17 protein-coding genes and 1 pseudogene are annotated in these 16,186 nt (G+C 65.0%); 8 read left to right on the top strand and 10 right to left on the bottom strand.

Annotated elements, in window-relative coordinates; all coding sequences use genetic code 11:
- Nucleotides 1-160 precede the first annotated feature (160 nt).
- Both G7007_RS17335 and G7007_RS17330 read right to left on the bottom strand, forming a co-directional pair.
- A complete protein-coding gene (locus tag G7007_RS17335) occupies nucleotides 161-967 on the bottom strand; it encodes a SirB1 family protein (RefSeq protein WP_181103615.1) in 807 nt (268 codons plus the stop codon).
- Between the two features lie 98 nt (nucleotides 968-1,065).
- Nucleotides 1,066-1,326 (bottom strand): YebG family protein, encoded by a 261-nt coding sequence (locus G7007_RS17330; protein WP_181103614.1) that lies wholly within the window; start codon nucleotides 1,324-1,326, stop codon nucleotides 1,066-1,068.
- Between the two features lie 228 nt (nucleotides 1,327-1,554).
- Between G7007_RS17330 and G7007_RS17325 the strand changes: the two are divergent.
- Nucleotides 1,555-2,024: pseudogene (locus G7007_RS17325) on the top strand (phosphate-starvation-inducible protein PsiE).
- A 26-nt stretch (nucleotides 2,025-2,050) separates the two neighbouring features.
- On the opposite strand, the gene G7007_RS17320 reads toward G7007_RS17325, so the two are convergent.
- The 5 genes from G7007_RS17320 to G7007_RS17300 all read right to left on the bottom strand — a co-directional run bounded on the left by G7007_RS17320 (nucleotide 2,051) and on the right by G7007_RS17300 (nucleotide 6,909).
- Nucleotides 2,051-2,350 carry a DUF3509 domain-containing protein gene (locus G7007_RS17320; RefSeq protein WP_181103612.1) on the bottom strand — a complete coding sequence of 100 codons (300 nt, stop codon included), beginning with the start codon at nucleotides 2,348-2,350 and terminating at the stop codon, nucleotides 2,051-2,053.
- A gap of 107 nt (nucleotides 2,351-2,457) precedes the next feature.
- Entirely contained in the window at nucleotides 2,458-2,886 is a 429-nt protein-coding gene (locus G7007_RS17315) for an HPF/RaiA family ribosome-associated protein (protein WP_181103611.1), read from the bottom strand.
- Between the two features lie 178 nt (nucleotides 2,887-3,064).
- The gene (gene fecA / locus G7007_RS17310) at nucleotides 3,065-5,389 is read right to left on the bottom strand and encodes a TonB-dependent Fe(3+) dicitrate receptor FecA (RefSeq protein ID WP_181103609.1); all 2,325 of its coding nucleotides are present in this window, start codon (nucleotides 5,387-5,389) and stop codon (nucleotides 3,065-3,067) included.
- A gap of 102 nt (nucleotides 5,390-5,491) precedes the next feature.
- Entirely contained in the window at nucleotides 5,492-6,415 is a 924-nt protein-coding gene (locus tag G7007_RS17305) for a FecR domain-containing protein (RefSeq protein WP_181103607.1), read from the bottom strand.
- A complete protein-coding gene (locus G7007_RS17300) occupies nucleotides 6,412-6,909 on the bottom strand; it encodes a sigma-70 family RNA polymerase sigma factor (protein WP_181103606.1) in 498 nt (165 codons plus the stop codon). Before G7007_RS17300 ends, G7007_RS17305 begins: the two co-directional genes overlap by 4 nt.
- Nucleotides 6,910-7,067: 158 nt before the next feature.
- On the opposite strand from G7007_RS17300, the gene G7007_RS17295 reads away from it, so the two are divergent.
- The 3 genes from G7007_RS17295 to G7007_RS17285 are packed head-to-tail and all read left to right on the top strand — an operon-like array spanning nucleotide 7,068 to nucleotide 9,276.
- Entirely contained in the window at nucleotides 7,068-7,373 is a 306-nt protein-coding gene (locus G7007_RS17295; RefSeq protein ID WP_181103604.1) for a DUF3649 domain-containing protein, read from the top strand.
- A complete protein-coding gene (locus G7007_RS17290; RefSeq protein WP_181103602.1) occupies nucleotides 7,370-8,950 on the top strand; it encodes a PepSY-associated TM helix domain-containing protein in 1,581 nt (526 codons plus the stop codon). Before G7007_RS17295 ends, G7007_RS17290 begins: the two co-directional genes overlap by 4 nt.
- The gene (locus tag G7007_RS17285) at nucleotides 8,950-9,276 is read left to right on the top strand and encodes a DUF3325 domain-containing protein (protein WP_181103600.1); all 327 of its coding nucleotides are present in this window, start codon (nucleotides 8,950-8,952) and stop codon (nucleotides 9,274-9,276) included. Before G7007_RS17290 ends, G7007_RS17285 begins: the two co-directional genes overlap by 1 nt.
- Here G7007_RS17285 and G7007_RS17280 read toward each other — a convergent pair.
- The gene (locus G7007_RS17280; protein WP_181103599.1) at nucleotides 9,262-10,149 is read right to left on the bottom strand and encodes a helix-turn-helix domain-containing protein; all 888 of its coding nucleotides are present in this window, start codon (nucleotides 10,147-10,149) and stop codon (nucleotides 9,262-9,264) included. The genes G7007_RS17285 and G7007_RS17280 overlap by 15 nt on opposite strands.
- 135 nt (nucleotides 10,150-10,284) lie before the next feature.
- On the opposite strand from G7007_RS17280, the gene G7007_RS17275 reads away from it, so the two are divergent.
- The 4 genes from G7007_RS17275 to G7007_RS17260 are packed head-to-tail and all read left to right on the top strand — an operon-like array spanning nucleotide 10,285 to nucleotide 14,052.
- Nucleotides 10,285-11,223 carry a DMT family transporter gene (locus G7007_RS17275; RefSeq protein ID WP_181103597.1) on the top strand — a complete coding sequence of 313 codons (939 nt, stop codon included), beginning with the start codon at nucleotides 10,285-10,287 and terminating at the stop codon, nucleotides 11,221-11,223.
- Nucleotides 11,224-11,252: 29 nt separating this feature from the next.
- Nucleotides 11,253-12,752 carry a glucosyltransferase domain-containing protein gene (locus tag G7007_RS17270; RefSeq protein ID WP_181103596.1) on the top strand — a complete coding sequence of 500 codons (1,500 nt, stop codon included), beginning with the start codon at nucleotides 11,253-11,255 and terminating at the stop codon, nucleotides 12,750-12,752.
- Nucleotides 12,749-13,117, top strand: a complete 369-nt coding sequence (locus G7007_RS17265) for a GtrA family protein (RefSeq protein ID WP_308852308.1) — start codon at nucleotides 12,749-12,751, stop codon at nucleotides 13,115-13,117. The genes G7007_RS17270 and G7007_RS17265 overlap by 4 nt, the downstream gene beginning before the upstream one ends.
- A complete protein-coding gene (locus G7007_RS17260; protein ID WP_181103594.1) occupies nucleotides 13,114-14,052 on the top strand; it encodes a glycosyltransferase family 2 protein in 939 nt (312 codons plus the stop codon). The genes G7007_RS17265 and G7007_RS17260 overlap by 4 nt, the downstream gene beginning before the upstream one ends.
- 34 nt (nucleotides 14,053-14,086) lie before the next feature.
- Here the strand turns inward: G7007_RS17260 and G7007_RS17255 are convergent, their stop codons facing one another.
- Both G7007_RS17255 and G7007_RS17250 read right to left on the bottom strand, forming a co-directional pair.
- A complete protein-coding gene (locus tag G7007_RS17255; protein WP_181103592.1) occupies nucleotides 14,087-15,061 on the bottom strand; it encodes a 2-hydroxyacid dehydrogenase in 975 nt (324 codons plus the stop codon).
- Between the two features lie 87 nt (nucleotides 15,062-15,148).
- Nucleotides 15,149-16,096, bottom strand: coding sequence for a LysR family transcriptional regulator (locus G7007_RS17250; RefSeq protein WP_181103591.1), 948 nt, complete (start codon nucleotides 16,094-16,096; stop codon nucleotides 15,149-15,151).
- Between the last annotated feature and the right edge of the window lie 90 nt (nucleotides 16,097-16,186).

The following is a 16,186-nucleotide window of genomic DNA, read 5'->3' as shown; positions in this document are numbered from 1 at the left end:
GGTCCTGCGATAGCCTGCAACGCCGTAATACGGCTACGGGTGTGGGGGCGGTCTCTGCCGAGGCGCCAGACCGGCCACGATTGGGCGCAAAAGACCCACGAAGTCCGCCTGCAAGCATACCCATCAGTGGCACCGCTCAGACCAACATCACGACCCAGCCTCAATGAAGAGAATGCCCCGTCACCGGCAGGCGTCCCAGCCGTTCGCTCAACCGCAACCGCTGCACCGGGTCATCGCTCAGCAACAAGGCGCGCTCCAGGTCGAACCGCTCTGCCTCGGGGCACTCCAGCCGCTGGTAGAGGATGGCCCGCGCCACATAGTCCGCCGCCGTCGGCGCCCCCAGCTGCATGACCCGCTCGGCATCCACCAGCGCGGCCAAGGGCTGATCGTTGTCGGCATGCAGCTGACGCAGGTTGCGCGACAGGCGTTGCAGCATCTGCCAGGGCGTGGCGGCCTGCAGGTGGTCGGCGGTAAGGGTCACCTGCGCGCCATACTGACGGGCCAGCAGGTCGCGGCAGTCGGCCGGGTACAGGCGCCGGCCGCCGCAGGGGTCGAGCAGGTAGTCGGCACCGGGCACCCGCAGCAGGAAATGCTCCGGAAAGTTCACACCCTCGAGCGCGATATCCAGACGCCGCGCCAGTTCCAGTGCAAGGATCGCCAACGGCAGTGGTTGGCCTCGGCGCCTGAGCCGCACCTGGTCCAGCAGGGCAGCATGGGGCCGCAGGGGAAATTGCTCGTCCTGTTGAAAGCCGAGCGCATTAAGCTGGCGCAGCAGCAGTTGGGCGAGTTCGGCCGCCGGCAACGCAGGCAGGTGAACCTGCACCTCGTGCTGAACGTGTTGAACGTGCCGCAGCCAGGCCTCGGGGACGACCTCTCGGTCATGCTCGGCAGCGACCCACAGGGCAGCAGCGACCAGATCTGGCGGATCGTGTTGCAGGCAGGCCAGGCAAGCGTGACGTGGATTCATGAGGCATCTCCCGACGTCTTAACTATTAGCTGCCGGGCCCCGGTTCGTCCAGTGAACAGGCGCAGACGCCTCTGACATACGCTCGCGCCTCGACTCGATCAGTCGACCTGGCCATCAAGCAACTCGCCGAGTGCATCCGGCTGGCTCTTGAATGCCCGGGCGAACACGTCCCGGTGCTTGGCCATGTAGATGCCTGCCTCTTCGACCTGCTTCTCGTTCAACGACGGTACGGCTTTTTGCAGCACGTCGGCCAGGCGCTCGGCCAGTTCGAGCATCTTGTCATGACGATCTGCTTCGGCTTTATCCATGAACAAACGCTCCGGGTCGCGACTGCTGCGGTACACCACTTCGACGGCCATTCATCACCTCTATGCCTTTATCGCTGTCTGTAGATTGCTGTATCTATATACAGTATTCCGCATTCGCCCTTCCAGCGCAAGCCGGAAGATGCCCTTCGTCCCCGCGTCGACGTGTCCTGCGACGCTCGGTCGTCTTCTCAGGCTAGTGCTTTGGCCTCATGCCTGCATGGCGACATCTGTCATGGACATGACGTACCTTTCCATCCGTCACCTCGGGAGCTGGACATCGTGAACATCAAATGGGCTGAAAAGCTGCGCAAGGGCCTGCATGGCTCCGCCGACTCGCTGGCAATCTGTGCGTCGAGTCGTTCCACTACCTGGCCTTGTTCGGCATCGGTGGGGTGACCGCCTGGGCCGCGCTGATGACCTTTCTGGAAATGGTGGGCCAGGGCAGTGCCAGTGTCGATGACATCCTGCTGCTGTTCATCTACCTGGAGCTGGGCGCCATGGTGGGGATCTACTTCAAGACCAACCACATGCCGATCCGCTTCTTGCTCTACGTGGCGATCACTGCGCTGACGCGCCTGCTGATCGGTGATGTGTCGCACCACAAGGCGCCGGATGTCGGGCTGCTGTACCTGTGCGGCGGCATCCTGCTGCTGGCGTGTTCCATCCTGGTGGTGCGCTACGCCTCGTATCGCTACCCTTCGGCGCGCGTGCTCGATGCACATGGCAAGGATCTGGACGACGGCAAGTGATCAGCCGCGGGTGAGAAGCGTGCCGATCAGAGGGTGACGCCACTCACGGGGGTGGACGAGGCGGGCGAGCGCGGATCGCGGGGCATGCCTGTCAGCAAGGGCAGGGTGTCTCCCTGCTCGGAGGCAAGGTCCAGGCGAAGGCTGTCGATCACGTGCCGAAGGCGTTGAGGATCGTTGCGTTGCTCGGGCGTGATCAGGCGCTTGGCGGCCACGCCGTGCTCGGTGGACAAGGTCAGCATGATGCTGCCGTCGAGTCGTTCGATGCTCAGGTTGACCCGGTAACGCGGGGCGAAGGCATCGCTGATGAGGTTGAACGGGTTGTGCATGGTGCCGGTTCTATGGCGAGGGACGTGCAAGGATTGACCGGCGGCGACGGGCGTTGGTTCACGCCAGGCCGGACGCAGGGCACGAAGCCCGGCGTCCGGCACATCGGTCAGGCTTTCGAGGCCTTGGCCTCTTCCTGGGCTTGCAGGTCCTGCAGGCCTTCCAGCTCTTCAGAGCCGTCCAGGCCTTGCAAGTCCGGGTCTTCGATCAGTTCCGGCACGGCGCGCTTGTCACGCAGCTTGCCGTACAGGTGTTCCAGTGCATGGTCGAGCTTCTCGGCCGCGCCATCGATGGCCAGCTCGAGCGAGGGGGCGTTGTGGGTCACGGAGATCGGCTGGTGGCCCTTGGGTCGTGCCTCGAGCTGGCAACGCTTGTCGTCGGCCCCGGACTTGGCGCCGTTTTCGTCACTCAGGTGCACCTCGATGCGGGTCAGGTCTTCCTCGTAGCGTTCGAGCGCGCTTTGCAGGGTGCTGGTCACCCAGTCGTTGAGACGGATGCCGCCTTCGATTTGATTGCTGCTGTTGACCTGGATCTGCATGGTTCAATCCTTATTCAGCTGGCTCGCAAGAGGCCCTTGCCCTGGCCGAAAAGGCCAAGGGATCTATTGCCTCTTGACTCCAGGGTCGGGGGAAAGTGCATAGAATTCAACCCCCTTCGCCAGATAAATGTCCTGTTGCAAAAGGTAGTTGCCGACCGTCGAGGGTTGCGCGATGCGGTCAGAACTCGACGGACGTCTGCAGGTACAGCGTGCGCGGCTCCCCGACATACTTGCCCTTGTTGTTGTCATCGAACGAGCGGGTGTAGTACTCGCGGTTGAACAGGTTTTTCACGCCCAGAGCAACGTTCAGGTTCGACCATTCAGGACCGAAGTCATAGGCCACGCGGGTACTGGCCAACATGTACCCGGGGATTCTTCCCGTGCTGCCGTCGGCGCTTTCGGCACGGGTGTTGGCATTGTCGGCGAACTGGCCGTCCTGGAAGCTGACATCGAGGTTGGCCTGCCAGGGTCCTTCGCTGTAGCCCACGCCCAGGTCGCCTTTGTGTCGTGAGGAGAAGGGCACGCGGTTGCCTTTGTTGGGCCCATCCTCACGAATGCGCGCATCGACGAAGGCGTAGCTGGCGTGCACGTCGAAGCCGGCCAGGCGTGGGTCGAGGCCATCCAGCGCGTAGCGCACACGGGTCTCGATGCCTTGGTGCCGCGTCTCGCCACGGGCGATCACCGAGTCATTGGTCTGGTTGCTTTCGTACTGGTTGTCGAAGTTGATCAAGAACAGCCCCAGTTCGGCTTGCAGGTCGCCGCTGTCGTAGCGCGTACCGATTTCCCAGGTACGGGCCTTTTCCGGCTTCACTTCGCCACTGCTGACGCGGTTGGGCATCTGGCTGTACTGCACGCTGCCGAAGGAGCCTTCGGTGTTGGCATACAGGTTCCAGCGTTCGCTCAGGCGATAGAGCACGTTCAACGCAGGCAGTGCGGTCGTGTAGTCGCCCTGGTAGCGCTTGCCGTTGAGGGCATTGTCCTGCTCGGAGTCGATCAGTTCGTAGCGGATGCCTGGGGTCAGCGTCCAGCGACCGATGTCGATGCGATCGTCCAGGTACACGGCATGGGCTTCGGTGTGCCCGCGGGTGTCACGATCGTTACGGCTGGCCGTGGTCGGCAGGTCGGCGCCCGGGGCTTCGCGAAAGCGCAGCTCATGGCTGGATTCGTTGACGTAGCGATAGCCGACGCCCAGCTCATGCCAGCTGTCGCCGAGGGCGATTCCTTGGGAGAACCGCGTCTCCAGGCCGCGCACCCAGTACTCGCGCGGCGACAGGGACACGAAGTTGCCCTGGTCCAGGTAGCCACTGCGCAAGGTCTTGGTGAAGAAGCTGTTGACGCTGAACTGACGGTCGTCCTGACGGTAATCGTAGCCCACATTGAACAGCGTCCGACGGCCCCAGAACGTGTCGTTGGTGCGGGACGACTGATAGGGATCTGCGTCGAAATTGGCTTTGCTCAGACCACCCGGCATGTCTGCCTCGCCTTCGTAGTACTGCGCCATGGCATGCAGACTGTTGGCCTCATCCAGCTGCAGCGCGCTCTTGAGGATGAGGTCGTCGATCTGTGTGTCGCTGTGTTCGCGCCAGTCACCGCCCCGGGTGCCGGAGTAGAGCAGCGCGCCGCCCAGCCCGTTGTCGTTGGTGCCGCCGACCAGCAGGTTGGCGGTGTTCTTGAAGCCATCATGGCTCGACGAGGGGCTGATGCGGTTGGTCATGGACGCCTTGAGCGTGGGCGCCTCGGGGATCGCACGGGTGACGAAGTTGACGATGCCTCCGACGTTCTGCGGGCCATAGCGCACCGCGCCGCCGCCGCGGACCACGTCCACCGCGTCCATGTTGCCCAGGCTGATCGGGGCCAGCGACAACTGGGGTTGTCCGTACGGCGCGAAGGGCACCGGAATGCCGTCCATCAGCACTGTCGAGCGCGAGGCCAGTCGTGGGTTGAGACCGCGGATGCCGAAGTTCAGCGCCAGGTCATGGCCACCGGTGCCGTTGTTCTCGGGCGCGTTGACCCCCGGCATGCGGTCGAGTACGTCCCGTGCGGTCGCGGCGCCACTGCGCTGGAATTCCTCACGACGGATCACGTCACGGGCGCCAGCGTGCTCGAACACCCGATCCTGGCGGGCGTCGCCCAGCCAGTCACCGACCACGGTCGAGGTGCCCAGCTCCAGCGGCTCGCCCGCCACGGGCACCTTCGCAGGCTCCAAGGTATAGCCACCGGCATTCGGCTGTGCCTGCAGGCCACTGCCGCGCAACAGGGCATCCAGGCCGGCGGCGACCTCGTAGGGTCCTTCCAGGCCAGGGCTGAGCAGGCCCTGGGTCAAGGCCGAGCCGTAGGCAATCAACACGCCGCTCTGTCGGCCGAACTGGTTCAGGGCGTCCTCGAGCCCACCGGCGGCGATGTGATAGGTGCGGGTCTCGGCCGCCTGCACGGCGGGTACGGTGAACACCAGACTGGTGGCGAACAACAGCGCCGGGAGGCAAGGCGTGCGTGACAGAGGCATGAAGCAAACATCCTTCGAAGGTGGGTCTTTGCCTTGTCTGTCACGCGAGGTCGACGAAATGGCTCACACACGATGAAAAAATCGGCAGTCGCATGGTGCGGATCAGGTCGGCTCTACCTGAACCCAGTAGCGCGTGAAGCGTCGTACCCGTACCGGCAGGGCCACGCTGAGCATGTGCAGGATGCGCTCGCTGTCGTCTATCGGGTACGAGCCGGATACGCGCAGCCCCGCGATGCGCTCACTGCACCCTAGCCGACCGGGGCGATAGCGCGACAGCTCGTCGAGAAAGTCTGCCAGGCGCATGTGCGAGGCGACGAGCATGCCATCGACCCAGGCGCCGACGTTGGGGTCCAGGGGCGCCACCGCCTGCCAACGGTCGTCCAGCAGCCGGGCCTGCTGCCCTGCCTGCAAACCCTGGCCGTGCAGGATCGCCATACCGTCGAACACCGACACCAGGCTGTAGCCCATGAACCGGCGCACGTTGAATCGCCCGTGTTCGAGCTGCAGCCGCCCACCGGCCGTCTCCAGCGACAAGGGGCGCAACCCCGCGCGCACGTCTAGCTGCGCTTCGCCCTCCAGCAGCCTGACGTGGCGCGCCTGTGCGGTGATCTGCACATCGGCGGCGCTGGCGGTGTTCAGTTGCAACAGGCTGCCATCGTCCAGGGTCAGGCGCCGACGCTGACCAAGCGGGCTGCGGTAGTCGGCCAGCAGATGCGGCATCGACGGGTGCGTTTGCAGACCCAGTCCGCACCCGGTCACCACACCTGCCAGCAGCAGGGCCTTGAGCGCGTGTCGTCGCGCGGGCGAGGGCGGCGCTTGCAAGGTGGCATGAAGGACCGGTGAGGCGACCGTGCGAAAGCGTCGGTTGACCTGCTGGATGTGTTCCCAGGCGCGGCGATGCTCCGGGTCGGCTTCGAGCCAGTCAGCAAAGGCCGCCTGCTGGCGCGGGCCGAAGTCGTCATCCTGCGAGGCGAGCAGCCAGTGCACGGCCTGCTCGGCCACGGCAGGGGCGAAAGGGAGGCTCACAGGGCAAAATAGCAGCGCAAGGCTGCCTTGTGCAGGTGGCGTTTGACCGTGGCCAGCGAAATCCCCAACTGCACGGCGATCTCGGACTGGCCCAACCCATCGACCTGCGACAGCAGGAACGCGCGCTTGACCAGGACCGGCAAGCCATCGAGCAACCGGTCGAGCTCGAGCAGCGTTTCGAAGATGATCGCTTTGTGTTCCTCACTGGGCGCACAGGCCTCAGGCGCCTGCGCCAAGGCCTGCAGGTAGGCCCGCTCGAGTTCCTGGCGCCGGAAGTGGTTGCACATGACCCGTTTGGCGATGGTCACCAGAAAGGCGCGGGGCTCGATCAACTGGGGCGTTTCCCGCGCGTGCAGCAGCTTGATGAAGGTGTCCTGCGCCAGGTCTGCGGCATTGTGCGGGCAGCCCAGACGCTGGCGCAGCCAACCGGTCAGCCAGTGATGGTGGTCGCGGTAGAGGCCTTCGACCAAAGGGGTAGGGGAAGGAAACGCCATGCTGACTCCAGCACCAGGCAGGCGCGAGTGTGATCGAGAATTGTTCGCATTTTAAAGTGCGTGACGGTGAGCAGCAAGGGAAACGTGCGTTGCTGCTTTGCATATGAGAATCCAACTCATTATTATCGCAACCCTTGTCCTTCCTCTGGATACGTTCGATGAAAAGCAACGCCGCCGGGCCCATGCTCGGTTATCGACTGGCCGTCGCCTCGCGCTGCCTGGCCGCCTTGCTGGGGGGCTACTTGCTGGCGTCGATGGTCAGTGTGTGTCTGGCGTTGCTGATCCCGGGGCCGCAGGTCGATGCCGTGCTGATCGGCTCCATGCTGTCCTTCGTCTTCTACGTGCTGGCCTTTCTCTGGTGCTTCGCCTGCCGCAGCACGTGGCGCGCCTGGGTCGGTGTGCTGGCGCCGAGCCTGATGCTGGGCGCGATCAACGGTCTGGTCTACGGGATGGCGTACCCATGAGAGAGGGCTTCCGCCAGGCGATGGCCTGGTTGCACACCTGGCTCGGCCTGATCTTCGGCTGGTTGCTGTTCGCGATCTTCCTGACCGGGACGCTCTCGTACTTCAAGGAAGAGATCAGCCACTGGAGCAAACCGGAAATCCAGCGCCATGCGCTCGATCCGGCTGCCAGCCTGGCCGTGGCCCAGCGCTACCTGCAGGCCAACGCCGCTGATGCCAGCAGCTGGTTCATCCGCCTGCCCAGCGAGCGCGAGCCGGCCATCAGCGTCAACTGGCGCGCCAAGGACGCGGTCGGTCGCCGAGGTTTCACGGGTAAAGAGCTCGACGCGCGCAGCGGGGAGGTTGTCGAAGCCCGCGAAAGCCGAGGCGGGGAGTTCTTCTACCGCTTCCACTTCCAGTTGGAAATGCCGCATCCCTGGGGGCGCTGGCTGTCGACCTTCTGCGCCTTCATCATGCTGCTGGGGCTGGTGACCGGGATCATCACCCACAAGAAGTTCTTCAAGGAGTTCTTCACCTTCCGTCCGGGCAAAGGCCAACGCTCCTGGCTGGATGGCCACAACGCCATCGGCGTACTGGTGCTGCCGTTTCACCTGATGATCAGCTACAGCAGCCTGGTGATCTTCATGTACCTGGTCATGCCGGCCGGCATCCTCGCCAGCTACGGCAGCGCCGACGGCTACTTCGCCGACCTGTTCGGGCGTGACCAGACCGTGCCCGCTGCCGGTGCCGCTGCTCCCCTGACCTCGTTGCCAGGGCTGTACGCCAAGGTGCAGACGCAGGTGCCGGGGGCGCGCATGGGCTTCATCCAGGTGCAGAACCCCAACGACCAGAATGCCCACGTGAGCTTTACCCGCTCGGCCGCCGACCATGTGGCCTACAAGCGCAGCGAGACATGGACGTTCGATGGCGTCAGTGGCGCCACGCTGTCGCAGGGCGCGCCGGAAAGCGTCGCGATGATGACCTCCTTCACCTTCGTCGGCCTGCACATGGGCAACTACGCCGGCCCTTGGCTGCGCTGGCTGTATGCGGTCTTCGGCGTGGCCGGGACTGCAGTGATCGGCACGGGGCTGGTGATGTGGCTGGGCAAGCGGCAGCTCAAGCACGCCAAGCAGCCGAGCATGCCCGGCGAGCTACGCCTGGTGGAGGTGCTCAACATCGCCAGCATGAGCGGCCTGCTGCTCGGGGTGGCCGCATTCTTCTGGGCCAACCGGCTGCTGCCGGTGACCTTCGAAGGGCGCGCCGACGGGGAAGTGAGCGCCTTCTTCATCGCCTGGGCGCTGGCGCTGGTGCATGCCGCGCTGCGCCCTGGACGTCGAGCCTGGGGCGAGCAACTGACGCTGGGCGCGCTGGCCTTCGCCGGCCTGCCGCTGCTCAATGGCCTGACCACCGGCCAAGGCTTGAACCACTCCGTGCCCGTCGGCGACTGGGCCATGGCCGGCTTCGACCTGACGGCGCTGGTTACCGGCCTGCTGCTGGCCTGGACCGCGCGACGCATGCTCGCCGCACCCCACGTGGTCAAGCGCGCGCCTCGGACCGTCCAGGCTGCCCGTGAGGCCATGACCGACGTGGAGGCCAGCTGATGCTCGGCGTGGCCATGCTGGCGTTCGCCGGGTTCGCGACCTTGTGCCTGGCGATGGACAAGCACGCCAGCGACCTGCTCAAGCGCAGGCCTACTCCCGCGCAGTCGCGCCTGGCGAGGGGCGTAGGGTGGGGACTGCTGCTCGTTTCGCTGCTGCTGGCCGTGCAGCGGCAGGGGTGGGCCTATGGCCTGGTGCAGTGGACAGCCGTGTCGATGGCGGGATTGCTCATCTGGGTCTTCGGCCTGCCCTACCAGCCACGGGCGTTGCTGGGCCTGGCGGCCGTCAGCCTGGTGCTGGGGCCGGTTCTGGCGCTATGGCCGGCCTGAGCCTCGAAACACGGCGCGGTAATCGCCCGGGGTCGCGCCCAGGGCAGCGCGGAACCGGTTGCTGAAATGACTGGCGCTGGCGAACCCGCACAGCAACGCCACCTGGCCCAACGGCAGGTCGCTGTCGCGTAACCAGTGACAGCCGCGGGCCAGACGGCGGGCCAGCACGTAGCGATGGGGCGGCAGGGAGAAGCTGACTCGGAACATCCGGGCGAAATGGTAGCTGGACAAGTGGCAGCGCAGCGCCAGTTCGTCCAGCGTGAGCGGTTGGTCCAGGTGCGTCTCGATGTAATCCACCAGATGCCGACGCTGATGCGGTGCCAACCCGCCTTTCAGACGCAAGCCCTGACGCAGGCCGACCTGTCCGAGCAAGGCATGGTCGATGATCGCCTGCCCCAGGCTGCTGGCCAGTAGCCGTTCACCAGGTTCCTGCCAGTCCACGGTGATCAACCGACGAAAACGCGCGGCCTGGTGAGGATCGTCGAGGAAGGTCGCCTCGTGCAGTTGCAGCTCCCGCGGCTCACGGTCGAGCAGACGCACGCAGCCCAGGGCGAACTGCTCTTCGCTGACGTACAGGTGCGCCAGGCGGATCGCGCCATTGACCACCCAGTTGGACTCGTGCCCGGCCGGCATCACGCACAGCTTGTTCGGCGCGCCTTTGGCACCGGGCTGCTGGCGCCGAAAGGTTCCTGTGCCATCGGCGATGTAACACGACAGGGTGTGATGGGTCGGCGCCTGGTAGTCGCGGGCATCGTCGCGGTTGTACCACACCGCTGCCGCCATGCCGGTGTCCAAGGTCGCGCTCAGCTCCAGGCGCGCGTTGGGCGAAGCCTGCATGCTGTTGAAGACGTCTAGCTGGTTCAAGGGGGTCATGGGCACTTCCTCCGAGCTCATCGTACGGCCAGACGCAGGGGAAGGGCAGCGTAGCGCTGCGCAAAACCGCAAGTTTGTGCAAGCGCACGGTGGGCCGCCGCTCGACACTGTCGGCCTGACCCAAGGAGCGTCCCCATGAACCTGTCGCTGTACGTGCTCACTGTCCTGATCTGGGGCACCACCTGGATCGCCTTGAAATGGCAGCTCGGCGTGGTACCCATTCCGGCCTCCATCGTCTATCGCTTCGCCCTGGCCGCGCTGATTCTGTTCGCCTTGCTGGTGCTCAGCGGTCGTCTTCAGCGCATGGATCGGCGCGCGCACCTGATCTGCCTGGCGCAGGGCCTGTGCCTGTTCTGCGTCAACTTCCTGTGTTTTCTCAACGCCAGTCAATGGATCGCCAGCGGCCTGATCGCCGTGGTGTTCTCCACCGCCACCCTGTGGAACGCCTTGAGTGCACGCCTGTTCTTCAAGCGCACGATCGCGGCCAACGTGATCGGCGGCGGCGTGTTGGGCCTGCTGGGGTTGGGCCTGTTGTTCTGGCCGGAGCTGAGCCACCACCGCGTCGGTGAGCGCACGCTGCTCGGCGTCGGCCTGGCATTGGCCGGTACGCTGTGCTTCTCGGCGGGCAACCTGCTCTCCAGCGTGCAGCAGCGCGCCGGGCTCAAGCCGATGACGACCAACGCCTGGGGCATGCTCTACGGGGCCTTGGCGCTGGCACTGTACTGCGTGATCGCACAGGTGCCGTTCAGCACCGACTGGAGCGCCCGTTACCTGGGCGCTCTGGCGTATCTGGTCATCCCTGGATCGGTGATCGGTTTCACCGCGTACCTGACTCTGGTCGGGCGCCTGGGGCCTGAACGAGCGGCGTATTGCACCGTGCTGTTCCCGCTGGTGGCGCTCAATGTGTCTGCGCTGGTCGAGGGATATCAATGGACGCCGGTCGGCCTGGCGGGGCTGGTGCTGGTGATGGTCGGCAACGTGTGGGCGTTCCGTACGCCCAAGGCGCGCGACACCGCTCTGATCGACAGCGCTTCGCTCGCGCGCTCGACAGCCCCGAAACAGACACTACACTGACGTGCAGACAGCCTTCTTCGAGACCGGCCATGCCGCGTTCCAGCTTCTGGAAAAGACCGCTGAGCTACCGCGAAACTCAAGTGTGCTGTCTGATCGCCCTGGCTCTTCATGTGCTTCCCCTGCTACTGGCCGATCATTTCTATATCGACGACAGTTGGCGCTCGGAGGAAGCAGGCAACGCCTGGGCGGTCGAAGGGCGGGTGCTGATGCAATGGCTGTACGCCGGGCTATCGTTCAGCGGCATCGCCCCCAATCTGTTTCCCTTGCCCTTGCTGCTGGCCACCACGCTGGCCGCCCTGGCCTTGGCGCGCCTGGTCTGGCATTACGTCGAGGCGCCGACCGCCAGCCATGTGCTGGTGGTGTTGCCGCTTTGGTACAACCCGCTGTTCCTGCAAAACCTGTCCTATCAATACGACGGCGCCGGGATGGCCCTGGCCATGGCAGCCTGCATCATGGCCATCGCCACACCGGTCTACCGATGGCGTGATGCCTTGGCTGGCACCCTGTGGGTGGCGATCGCCTGCAGCTTCTACCAGATCAGCCTGAACGTGTTCGCTGCACTGTGTGCCGTCGAGGTGGTACGCAGTGTGATCGAGAAAGGCAGGTTCGAGGCGGTGGTGCGCCAGGTCGCAGGCCGCTTGTCGCAGCTGGTGGGTGGATGCCTGCTCTACTACGCCACCGCTTACCAGGCCATGGGGCCGGCGCGCCAGGCAACGTTGCCGTTGGACGGCCAATGGCCGGCATCGATCCTGCAGCGGCTGGCTCATGTCCATGAGCGCATCGCGCTGCTGGCGACCCCTGGCACGCTGTGGCTCATCGGCCTACTCACGGCCGTGTCGGGGGTCGGCCTGGCGATCGCTGTCATCCAGGTGCTTCGGCGGCCAACGAGCAGGATGAACCGACTTGGGTTGCTCACTGCGCTGATCGTGCCCGTGCCGCTGATCGTGCTGCTGGTGCCCGGCCTCACGCTGGGGTTCGCGGTGTTCAACGATCACGCGCGTACGCTGATGGCCTTCGGCGTCTTGATGCTGCTGGTGGCGTGGCTCGCCCATCGCGTCCTGATTCAGGTGCACCCGCATCTCGGCTGGCTCCTGGCCCTGCCGCTGCTGGCAATGCTCGCCTTCGCCTTCGCCTACGGCCGGGTCATGGTCATGCAGAAAGAGCTGCAGCAGGCCGTCGCCTTTGGCCTGGCCAAGGACATGACATCCCAGCCCAGCCTTGCCGGGCTATCGTGCTATCGCATGATGAATGGGTCCAGCCACCAGTGGTTGCCCGCCGCCAAGGGGTCGTACGCCGCGATGCCCGCCTTGCGCTACGTGCTGAACATCGATTTCCTGCTGCTGCCAGAAATGCTGCCCAGACTCGGCGTGAACACGTTCAACTGCTCGCAAGGACTGGACAGGGTACAGGTGCTGCTGCGAAGTCCTGAGCCGCAGGTGGACACTGTGTTCTATGCCATCCACCGCGTGGACGATGTGGGGTACGTGCTGATGAAATCGCCGCGTGATCCAGAAGGCTTGCGCTGGTGAGCCGTCGGCGGTTTGCGCGCTATGCCCTGGTCGGCCTTGGCAACACGGCCATCCATTGGCTGGCGTTCTTCGTACTGCATCAGGCCATAGGCTGGTCGCAGGCGTCGAGCAATGCCGTGGCGTTCGGCCTTGCGGCCAGTCTGTCGTACCTGGTCAATGCACGCGTCACCTTCGAGGTCGCACCCAAGACGAAAGGCTATGTGCTGTTCATGTCCGGCATGGGCGCGCTGAGCCTGCTGATCGGATGGGCCGCAGACCACTCGGCCTGGTCGCCGTGGCTCACGGTCTCGGTCTTTTCCGCCATCAGCCTGATCGCGGGTTATGCCTATGCGAACACCGTGGTGTTCAGGAGGAGCGTGCGATGAACATTTCTCTGATCGTGCCGGTGTTCAATGAACAAGCCATGGTGGAGCGGTTCTACCGGGCCGTGCGCGAAGAGCCGACGCTGAAGGCGATGACGGTCGAGATCCTGTTCGTCAACGATGGCAGCAGCGACGACACCGAAGCGATCTGCACGCGCCTGGCCGAGCAGGACGAATGGGTCACGGTGATCAATTTCTCGCGCAACTTCGGCAAGGAGTCCGCCCTGTTCGCAGGCCTGGAGTACGCCGGCGGCGAAGCGGTGGTGCCGATCGACGTCGACTTGCAGGATCCGGTCGAGATCATCGCCCAGCTGGTCGAGCGCTGGCAGCAAGGCGCCGACGTGGTGCTGGCCAAGCGACGCAGTCGCAGTGCCGACACACGGCTCAAGCGCTGGAGCGCGCGGCTGTACTACCGCCTGCACAACCGCATCGCCTCGACCCACATCGAGGAAAACGTCGGAGACTTTCGCCTGCTCGACCGCAAGGTGGTGATGGCCATCCGCCAACTGCCCGAGCAGCAGCTGTTCATGAAGGGGGTATTGTCCTGGGTCGGCTTTCGCACCGAGATCGTCGAATACGACCGACCGTCACGCGTGGCCGGGAACAGCAAGTTCGGCGGCTGGCGACTGTGGAACCTGGCGCTCGACGGCATCACCTCGTTCAGCACCGTGCCGCTGCGCCTGTGGACCTACGTGGGTGGCGCAGTCTCGCTGGTGGCGTTGCTGGTCGCCCTGTACCTGCTGATCGACACGGTGGTGTTCGACGCCGATGTGCCCGGCTACCCCTCGCTGATGTCGGCGATCCTGTTCCTGGGCGGCGTGCAGTTGATCGGCATTGGCATCCTGGGCGAGTACATCGGGCGCATCTACCAGGAAACCAAGCACCGCCCCCGTTATGTGGTGCGCAAGGTCCAGGGCCGGCAGCGCCAGCCAGGCTAGCGCTCGGTGCTCCGGTGGCCTGCCGGCCCTCGGGTCAGCCTTTCCAGACCTGCGGATTGACCAGGTCCCGCGGGCGCTCGCCCAGCAGCGCCGCACGCAGGTTGTCCAGGGCGCGGTTGGCCATGGCCTCGCGGGTCTCGGCGGTGGCCGAGCCGACATGCGGCAGGGTCAGTGCATTGGGCAACGCGAACAGCGGCGAGTCGGCCAGGGGCTCCTTCTCGTAGACGTCCAGGCCGGCGCCACGGATCGTGCCCGATTGCAAGGCTTCGATCAGCGCCGCTTCGTCCACCACCGGGCCACGGGCGATGTTGATCAGGAAGGCGCTGGGTTTCATGAGCTTGAGTTCGCGCGCACCGATCAGGTGACGTGTCGCGTCGCTCAGCGGCACCACCAGGCAGACGAAGTCGGACTCGCCCAGCAACTGGTCGAGGCTGCGGTATTCGGCGCGCAGTTCCTGCTCCAGCGCAGGCTTGCGGCTGTTGCCGGCGTACAGCACGCGCATGCCGAAGCCCAGGTGGCCGCGCCGCGCGATGGCCGCGCCGATGTTGCCCAGCCCGACGATGCCCAGGGTCTTGCCATGCACGTCGCTGCCGAACAGGTTCGGGGTGACGCTGGCCTGCCACTGGCCGGCCTTGGTCCAGGCGTCCAGCTCGGCGACGCGCCGGGCGCTGCCGATGATCAGCGCAAAGCCCAGGTCGGCGGTGCTTTCGGTCAGCACGTCGGGGGTGTTGGTGAGGGCGATCCCACGCTCGTTGAAGTAATCCAGGTCGTAGTTGTCATAGCCGACCGAAACGCTCGACACCACTTCCAGCTTGCCTGCGCCTTCGAGCTGCGCCCGACCGAGCTTGCGACCTACGCCGATCAGGCCATGGGCCTGGGGCAGCGCTTCGTTGAACTGGGCGTTGAGGTCGCCCTGCTTGGGGTCGGGCAAGATCACGTCGAAATCGTGCCGCAGGCGCTCGGCCATGGCGGGCGTGATGCGGCTGAAGGCCAAGACGGTTTTTTTCATCGGGCAACCTTTCTGCAAGAGGGGTGGCGGGGAAGGTAAGGTTCATAGCAACCTACCATCCCCATCCCCGAGCAGACACCCCTGTCTTCAATTCGCGATCAGCAGCTCATGGGTCTTGAGGTCCGCCTCGTGCGCCGCGAGGATCTCCGGCAGGGAGTTGCGCAGGTACTCCACCCAGGTCTTGATCTTGGCATCCAGGTACTGACGCGACGGGTAGATCGCGTACAGGTTCAGCTCCTGCAGCCGGTAGTCCGGCATCACCCGCACCAGGCTGCCATCGCGCAGGCCATCGATGGCCGAATAGATCGGCAGCACGCCCACGCCCATGCCGCTGCGGATCGCCACCTTCATCGCGTCGGCGGAGTTGACCTGAAACGGGGACTGGGCGATGGAGACCACCTCCTGCCCCTGGGGCCCGTCGAAACTCCATTTCTCCAGCGGGATCACCGGGCTGACCATGCGCAGGCACGCATGCTGGGTCAGGTCCGCAGGGCGTTGCGCCACGCCGTGACGCGCCACGTAGTCCGGCGAGGCGCAGACGATGCTGTAGGTGATGCCCAGGCGCTGCGACACGAAGCCCGAGTCGGGCAGTTCGCTGGCCAGCACGATGGACACGTCGTAGCCCTCGTCGAGCAGGTCCGGGACGCGATTGGCCATGGTCAGGTCGAAGGTGACGTCCGGATGGGTTTCGCGATAACGCGCGATGGCGTCGACCACGAAGTGCTGGCCGACGCCGGTCATCGAATGCACCTTGAGCACACCGGCCGGGCGGGCATGGGCGTCGCTGGCCTCGGCTTCGGCTTCCTCGACATAGGTAAGGATCTGTTCGCACCGCATCAGGTAGCGCTTGCCCGCCTCGGTCAACGCGATGCGTCGGGTGGTGCGGTTGAGCAGGCGCGTCTGCAGGTGCGCTTCCAGGTTGGAAACCGCACGGGAGACGTTGGCGGTGGTGGTGTCCAGTTGCGCGGCAGCGGCGGTGAAGCTGCCCACTTGGGCCACGCAGCTGAAGGCACGCATGTTTTGCAGGGTGTCCATGGGTCGCTCTCGAAGTAGACGGCCGATTGTGACACGAAGACGCCCGCGCCGACCGTCAGACGAAAGCCTGATTATCGCGTTTTCGGTAAC

It is taken from the genome of Pseudomonas entomophila (genome assembly GCF_013523125.1).
Taxonomy (GTDB): domain Bacteria; phylum Pseudomonadota; class Gammaproteobacteria; order Pseudomonadales; family Pseudomonadaceae; genus Aquipseudomonas; species Aquipseudomonas entomophila_B.
The sequence above is the reverse complement of the archived record's forward strand: the minus strand, read 5'-3'. Positions and strand labels throughout refer to the sequence as shown.

Excerpts from the sequence above, each read along its gene's own strand:
- G7007_RS17335 (WP_181103615.1), bottom strand. The coding sequence starts at position 967 with ATGAATCCACGTCACGCTTGCCTGGCCTGCCTGCAACACGATCCGCCA.
- G7007_RS17330 (WP_181103614.1), bottom strand. The coding sequence starts at position 1,326 with ATGGCCGTCGAAGTGGTGTACCGCAGCAGTCGCGACCCGGAGCGTTTG.
- G7007_RS17320 (WP_181103612.1), bottom strand. The coding sequence starts at position 2,350 with ATGCACAACCCGTTCAACCTCATCAGCGATGCCTTCGCCCCGCGTTAC.
- G7007_RS17315 (WP_181103611.1), bottom strand. The coding sequence starts at position 2,886 with ATGCAGATCCAGGTCAACAGCAGCAATCAAATCGAAGGCGGCATCCGT.
- fecA (WP_181103609.1), bottom strand. The coding sequence starts at position 5,389 with ATGCCTCTGTCACGCACGCCTTGCCTCCCGGCGCTGTTGTTCGCCACC.
- G7007_RS17300 (WP_181103606.1), bottom strand. The coding sequence starts at position 6,909 with ATGGCGTTTCCTTCCCCTACCCCTTTGGTCGAAGGCCTCTACCGCGAC.
- G7007_RS17295 (WP_181103604.1), top strand. The coding sequence starts at position 7,068 with ATGAAAAGCAACGCCGCCGGGCCCATGCTCGGTTATCGACTGGCCGTC.
- G7007_RS17290 (WP_181103602.1), top strand. The coding sequence starts at position 7,370 with ATGAGAGAGGGCTTCCGCCAGGCGATGGCCTGGTTGCACACCTGGCTC.
- G7007_RS17285 (WP_181103600.1), top strand. The coding sequence starts at position 8,950 with ATGCTCGGCGTGGCCATGCTGGCGTTCGCCGGGTTCGCGACCTTGTGC.
- G7007_RS17280 (WP_181103599.1), bottom strand. The coding sequence starts at position 10,149 with ATGACCCCCTTGAACCAGCTAGACGTCTTCAACAGCATGCAGGCTTCG.
- G7007_RS17275 (WP_181103597.1), top strand. The coding sequence starts at position 10,285 with ATGAACCTGTCGCTGTACGTGCTCACTGTCCTGATCTGGGGCACCACC.
- G7007_RS17270 (WP_181103596.1), top strand. The coding sequence starts at position 11,253 with ATGCCGCGTTCCAGCTTCTGGAAAAGACCGCTGAGCTACCGCGAAACT.
- G7007_RS17260 (WP_181103594.1), top strand. The coding sequence starts at position 13,114 with ATGAACATTTCTCTGATCGTGCCGGTGTTCAATGAACAAGCCATGGTG.
- G7007_RS17255 (WP_181103592.1), bottom strand. The coding sequence starts at position 15,061 with ATGAAAAAAACCGTCTTGGCCTTCAGCCGCATCACGCCCGCCATGGCC.
- G7007_RS17250 (WP_181103591.1), bottom strand. The coding sequence starts at position 16,096 with ATGGACACCCTGCAAAACATGCGTGCCTTCAGCTGCGTGGCCCAAGTG.